The 6,166-nt window shown below is 34.1% G+C and carries 10 protein-coding genes; all 10 read right to left on the minus strand.

What is annotated here, in order from left to right; genetic code table 11:
• On the minus strand, positions 1-1,414 hold a 1,414-nt coding region (locus FYJ83_RS19020; protein WP_195838070.1), incomplete at its 3' end, for an S-layer homology domain-containing protein.
• A 17-nt stretch (positions 1,415-1,431) separates the two neighbouring features.
• A complete protein-coding gene (locus tag FYJ83_RS19025; RefSeq protein WP_154443071.1) occupies positions 1,432-1,662 on the minus strand; it encodes a DUF6133 family protein in 231 nt (76 codons plus the stop codon).
• Positions 1,663-1,687: 25 nt separating this feature from the next.
• Positions 1,688-2,245 carry a YodL domain-containing protein gene (locus FYJ83_RS19030; protein ID WP_154443072.1) on the minus strand — a complete coding sequence of 186 codons (558 nt, stop codon included), beginning with the start codon at positions 2,243-2,245 and terminating at the stop codon, positions 1,688-1,690.
• A 124-nt stretch (positions 2,246-2,369) separates the two neighbouring features.
• Positions 2,370-2,855 carry a hypothetical protein gene (locus FYJ83_RS19035; RefSeq protein WP_216521517.1) on the minus strand — a complete coding sequence of 162 codons (486 nt, stop codon included), beginning with the start codon at positions 2,853-2,855 and terminating at the stop codon, positions 2,370-2,372.
• Positions 2,856-2,873: 18 nt separating this feature from the next.
• Entirely contained in the window at positions 2,874-3,701 is an 828-nt protein-coding gene (locus FYJ83_RS19040) for a DNA adenine methylase (protein WP_154443073.1), read from the minus strand.
• An 18-nt stretch (positions 3,702-3,719) separates the two neighbouring features.
• The gene (locus tag FYJ83_RS19045; RefSeq protein WP_154443074.1) at positions 3,720-4,058 is read right to left on the minus strand and encodes a hypothetical protein; all 339 of its coding nucleotides are present in this window, start codon (positions 4,056-4,058) and stop codon (positions 3,720-3,722) included.
• A gap of 146 nt (positions 4,059-4,204) precedes the next feature.
• The gene (locus FYJ83_RS19050; protein WP_154443075.1) at positions 4,205-4,492 is read right to left on the minus strand and encodes a hypothetical protein; all 288 of its coding nucleotides are present in this window, start codon (positions 4,490-4,492) and stop codon (positions 4,205-4,207) included.
• Between the two features lie 65 nt (positions 4,493-4,557).
• The gene (locus FYJ83_RS19055) at positions 4,558-5,577 is read right to left on the minus strand and encodes a hypothetical protein (protein WP_154443076.1); all 1,020 of its coding nucleotides are present in this window, start codon (positions 5,575-5,577) and stop codon (positions 4,558-4,560) included.
• Positions 5,574-5,867 carry a DUF4314 domain-containing protein gene (locus FYJ83_RS19060; RefSeq protein WP_229768668.1) on the minus strand — a complete coding sequence of 98 codons (294 nt, stop codon included), beginning with the start codon at positions 5,865-5,867 and terminating at the stop codon, positions 5,574-5,576. The genes FYJ83_RS19055 and FYJ83_RS19060 overlap by 4 nt, the downstream gene beginning before the upstream one ends.
• Positions 5,860-6,030 carry a hypothetical protein gene (locus tag FYJ83_RS19785; protein ID WP_195838071.1) on the minus strand — a complete coding sequence of 57 codons (171 nt, stop codon included), beginning with the start codon at positions 6,028-6,030 and terminating at the stop codon, positions 5,860-5,862. The genes FYJ83_RS19060 and FYJ83_RS19785 overlap by 8 nt, the downstream gene beginning before the upstream one ends.
• Between the last annotated feature and the right edge of the window lie 136 nt (positions 6,031-6,166).

A 6,166-nucleotide genomic window follows, 5' to 3' on the forward strand; every position in this document is an offset into this window, starting at 1 on the left:
TTTTTAGGGTAATACTTTTATCAGTATGGGTTATCTTATCAAGCTCTATCTTTATTTCTCCCACAGGATATACTCTAATTACATCACTTACTTTGGTTTCTTTCCCCAGTTTATCAGTTATAACAGCTGTTAATTCATATATTCCTGTGTTATTAAATGTTATTAAACCACCAGTGTTTGTAAGCTCGCCTGTAAGTACAGTACTATGGTCTATTTCAATATTGTCTTTTTTAAGTGACCATACTACAAGATTCTCTCCTAAGTTTTCGGTGGATAGATCAACATCTATTGTTGTATCTGTATGGGCTGTTTCAGGTAGTTTAAACTCAGCAGAAACTACTGGGTAAATATCTATGGTTTGTTCATGCTTAACCTCTTTCCCACGACTATTTACAGCTGTGGCTGTAAAGCTATAACTTCCAACAGATTTAATTTTAATAGTTCCCCCATCTGCCTTTAACTCTCCATCAATAACTGAAAGTAAATCTACAGGGATACCATCTTTACTAATTTCCCATGTGACTGACTTTATATTAGAGGCTTTGGGAATAATTTTTATTTCCTCATCAACATAGGCTGTAAGGGGAAGTTCAAAAGTATATTTTGGTGCTGGAACATAAGTTGAATTGCCACCTGAAGATGAGCTGTTTTCTGTATCTGTATCCCTATCTCTATCTGGTTTGTTGTCCGTAGGATTATCAGTTGATTTTGATGGTATAGTAGGCTTTTCTTGCTCATTTTTATCTTTATCCTTAGCTTTATCTTCCTCTATCTTTTCTTTGGCTTTCTCCTGCTTAATAAGCATTGTAAAGGCTTCAGCACGAGTAGATTCACCATTAGGACGAATGGTTCTGTCTGGGTAACCAGAAATGATGTTATATTGTTTTCCAAGACAAATATATTCAATTTCTTCTTTAGTCAGATTATCCTCATCAATAAATCCTGTATCACAAGAACAATCTAGATTATGATTTTCTTTTCCTATCGCTCTAACTAACATTTTAATTATTTCCATTCGACTAATAGGCTTATTAGGTATATATAACTTACCATAGTCCTCCACTAGAATGATTCCTTCATAAACAAGTGCTTCTATTTCCTTTTGGGCAAAATGACCTATGATATCTTTAAATACTGGACCAACATTCTCTCTGTCTTTGGCTTCAAGTTTCATAGTCCTTGCCAGAAGGGCTGAAAATTCTCCCCTTGTAATAATATTATCCGGATGAGATAGTCCATCGGGATATCCTTGAATGATCCCTCTCTCTGTAAGAAGGTTAATTGTTTCCTCTGCCCAATGTCCTATACTATCTGAAAATATATGCTTTGCAGCATAGACAGAACCTATAAAATTAGTTATTAGTATACAAACTACTAAAAGAATATTAATTATTCTCTTTGATCTATATTTCATTATTACATTTCCTCCTTTTAACCTGCATAGTTAAACATTTCTCTAATTCTCTCATTTAAAGTTGGCATAACCACATCTCCAAATAATAAATATAGCCCTGCTAGAAGTAATGCTCCTAAGACTACAGCAATAAGGATTTTTACTGCTGTATCAATATATCCTTCTCCACGATTATTACTCACTGCTAATTTCATAGGTATAGCCTTTCTTGTAATAAATTCATTTGCCTTTTTAATCATATTTTTCATATTGTTTTCCTCCAGTTCTTATTTTTTAAATGCTCATATTCATTCCTTGATTTTGTTCTTTTTGTTCAAAATCAATTTCTTTAAAGCCAAATCGATCTACATAGTAAAATTCATGGCTTGTACTATCATAAAGCTCTACTACATCAGATATAGATAGTGAGTGTCCCATAAACCCATTGGGATGGTCTAGATTAAATTTCGTATATATTTCTTCTAAATCATTGGTTCCAATTTCTCCATCATAGACAATCCTATAATTATCTTTATCTGGTTCTCCAAAGGCTTCCTTAAGTTCTTCATAGCCTATGAACTTACAGCCAGGACTTACATCAGTTCTTAACTGCCATATACGGCAACTTTTTAAGGATATCAATACCTCATTATTAAAATGCACTGTATCTCCCTTTGACAGTCTTTCAAATACTCCCTGTGTCCATTTAGGTATCAGCTTTCTTTGATAAATCCAATTCTTAAATTCTTCATTTTGAAATATACAATCTACTGTTGCAATATCTTTTTCCACATAGCCTGCAGGATTTCCATAGTAGAAAATACAATCATTCTTAAGCTTAATACTACTCATATTCCACCTCCTGTCTTTCTCTGCTACTTATTACTTATAACCTTGCTCTCTGCCCCTTTCCTTAGTAATTTTTTAGTTCTTATCACCCCTCCTATAAGCTTTTGGTAGCTCTATGGAGATATATTTACTCTCCATAGACAATGTCATCCATCATCAATCTTTCTTCTAATTCCCTAATACAAATTCCTGATATTTCAAAAATATCAATTACAAACTGTGGTACATCAGCTATATCATAGTCATAATCTGCTTCTACAACTACAACTTTTCCGCTATCTTCTTCTGTATATGCACAAAGCTTTGCATCTATTGGGATTCCTGCTTCTTCTAAGAGATAATCAGGTACAACAATCTCATCATATTCTTCAAATCTTTCGCAATAAGAGCAATCATCACATCTGCCGCAAACACTTGCAAGATGGACTATTAGTTCTTCTGATAAGTTCTTAAGTCCTTCAGCTGCCCTTATAAGCTCCATTGCATTCATAGTTCTCTTCATAGCAACAACAACATTCTCTAAAGTTGTTATCTCAATCTCATCGCAATCCATAGCTTCTAAATCCTTCATTTCTTCCACGGATAAATTAATATTTTCCTGAATCTTTTTCATATAAATTTCCTCCTTATTTTAAAGTCCATTTTCTATTTCAAATAAGTTTATTTGTGAAGGATTATTTTCCTTCCTTTCCTGCATATCATAATTTGCCACCAGTATTTCTGGGAATTGAGCCCCGTTATCATAACGCTGTTTAATATTGTTAATACGGGTAAAGCTTTCAATCTGAATATTAGGTGCATCGTATATTTCTCTTATAAAGTCACAATCATTATAGGAAAGTAAGAACTTTCCCTCGATATTCATTAAAGTATCCTTTAGTCTGATATGATCCTTTTCTTGGAATCCACCTTCTCCTACATTTTTATAATATTTTTCTGTTTCATAATATGGGGGGTCTAAATAGAAAAAGCTGACAGGGCGATCATATTGCCTTATCAGCTTTTCAAAATCCTTATTTTCAATAACTACTTTGCTAAGTCTCCTATGTGCTTGCTCGATTAAGGGGAAGTTGCTCCACATATCATGGGGCTGGCTCCCAAAACTGGTAAGTCCTGATGCATAGCTATATCGAATAAGTTGATAAAAGTATGCTGCTTTTATTACATCACTTTCTATGCTATCCCTTGCGAGTGCATCCTTTACTATGTCAAAATCCTCCCTAGAATTTAGTACAAAATGCAGTGCCTCAATTAACTCATCTGGTCTTTCCCTTACACATCGATAGAGATTAGTCAAAAGTCCATTAAAATCGTTATATACTTCAAAATCATTACCAGGTGGTTTATGAAAAAGTACCCATCCTCCACCTCCGAACACTTCTATATATCTTTCATAATAAAGGGGAAATACAGACACTATTAATTCTCTTAGAGCCTTTTTCCCACCTATCCAACTCATAAAACTATTAATATTTCATCACCTCTTTTCTGCTTCATTATCAAGATCCAATCTCAGCTGTCCGTTATCATCTGGGAAATGTTCCAATGCTTTGACAAGCCCTCTTCTTGCTTTCGATATCTCTCTAATTCGGCTTGACATCTGTCTGATGCTTGCAATAAGTTCCTCTCTATCAGCTGCATAATAGTAACCATTGTCACCACTACATATGGGGTTGCCATCATTCCTTAACTGATTTACCAGCATCCTTACAGTTCTTGAACTGATGCAGAATCTATCTTGAAGATATGCACTGGATACAGCCTTTTGTTTTCCGGTATGATACTCTTTTATATAGATTAAAAAATCATGTTCCACCTCCCCGCCTCCTTTTCTAGGTACCACAACATCTGTAGAAATGATTGTTTTTAGGCAACAAAAAAGGCCGACTGCTATGCTGTAATTTACAGCTAACAATCGGCCTCTCTATTTTGGGGTATAAAAAAACACGGATATCTTCCGCGCTACCTTAGTACACCAAGTTCTCTTAACAGCTTAATGCCATCTTTTATTCCTTCCACATAAATGAATTTTTGCATCTCCCTTTCTATAAAGTCGGATATGTCTTTATAATCTTCAATCTGTCTCCTTACTTCCTTTGGAATATCAGTATTTTCATATAGCTTTATACTTAATTCCTTTACTGCTTCAACTCCTTGCTTTACTTCCTCATTTTCCTTAATCAATTTAAAATATGCTATTTCCAGTCTTTCAGTTACTGCATTGTTAAGTATCTCCATCATATCTTCCATGGTGCCACCTCCCTCAAGCACCACAATATATCACAAGTTACTTAATATATCTATTAGGAAATTCGTTATTCCATGGATATTTCCATATTAGCTGGTTCTTTGCTGAATTCATAATAGAACTTCTCTTCATTTCTTTTAATATAACCATGTTTGCAAGGCTCCAGCTCTTCTTTTTCTATAGTTACCTTGGCATATTTTTCATAGTCAAAGTTTTCTCCCAGTATTGAATCTGGTTTTACGACTCCATGTTTCTCTGCCATAATTCTCCCATACTTTTCAAAATTAGCTCCTTTTGGTACAAAGTCATAGCAAGCTAGATTTTGGGAAATATCAAGGGCAAAATCAAGTCTTGTACAACCTTCAATTTCCATGGCTGATTCTAAATGCTCCATAAAAAAATCCCTCCCTTGATCTTGTTCATCACAAGCATATCCTAAATTATTGCCATTATCAACTAATTCTTCTATGGAGTCATACTGATTTTTTAATTCTGTAATATTTGGGAATACACACTTTGCATCTAATAAATAGCCTTCATCCCATTTATCTATACCAAGTACATCTAATGCAATATCCAGCTCATGAGGTTCTAAACTAAAAGATCCATAGTCAGGCAGGTTTATCCATAAGCCTTCTGGGTACCTTTTACTTCCAACTTTAATTTTTATAGTCCAATCATCCCCTATCAGCTTATCTAAGTTTGAATCGTCATAAATTTGTTTGATAGTGTTTCTTTCAATAGTATATCCCTTGTCTGTAAATGCACCTTCAAAGTCTTCGTGATATTCTGTGCCAAGTTTTTCTGTATTTATAAATGAAAGCACCTCATCAGATGCATCTTCCTTATGTTTAGCCACATATTCTCCAAGGGATTTTTCATCAATTGCTTTATAATAAAAATCAGAACTGCTTAATTGCTCTGTAATATTAATCATATCTGCTGCAGTATATATCCCTATAATTTGAATGGCACCTTCTAAAACATATTGTTCTTTAACTGACATTTCATTAAATCGCTTATCCAGATATGCTTTTTCTTCTTCTGTTCCCTCAAGTCTTCTCCACATATAATTTAAATCTCTCATAAACTTATACCTCCCATACCTTGCGACTGTTCTTTGGAATGTTCCTCTGATTCTTTGATTTCTTCTTGGGGATGGGATAACACTTTAAAATTATCTTCTCCGGGAATAAGACCAAGGCCTCTTCCATTATCCCATTTCATGTGTACAGTTCCAATATCATCTACAAAAGTCACTGTTCCTTTAATGCCTTTCTCAACTCCCTGCTGATCATCCATGGTTGAAAATAATTCTATTCTTGTTCCTGCAGGATACATCTTTTTGATTCTCTCCACTTGATTTCTGTTATTCAAATTTTATCCCTCCCATTATTTGATTTTGATTTATTTCCATTTCTTCAGCTGTTTTAATAAACCAGCTCTTACTGCTATTCCAGAAGCTAATATAGACATCTCCCATATCAGTATTTATTTCTCTTTGCTCAAAAGACTCCCCCCAGCCATCTATATGTGACATGTCACATATAGACGGCTATGTGCCCAAAAATAATATGGGACGAAGTTATATAGAAATGGTGTAAATACGTACATTCCATAAAATATAGGTACATATTATTTTTATAAATCTATCCATTTCCTTTAAAATATAATTA

Origin of the sequence: Tissierella pigra (genome assembly GCF_009695605.1) — a bacterium.
GTDB classification, from domain to species: Bacteria; Bacillota; Clostridia; order Tissierellales; family Tissierellaceae; genus Tissierella; species Tissierella pigra.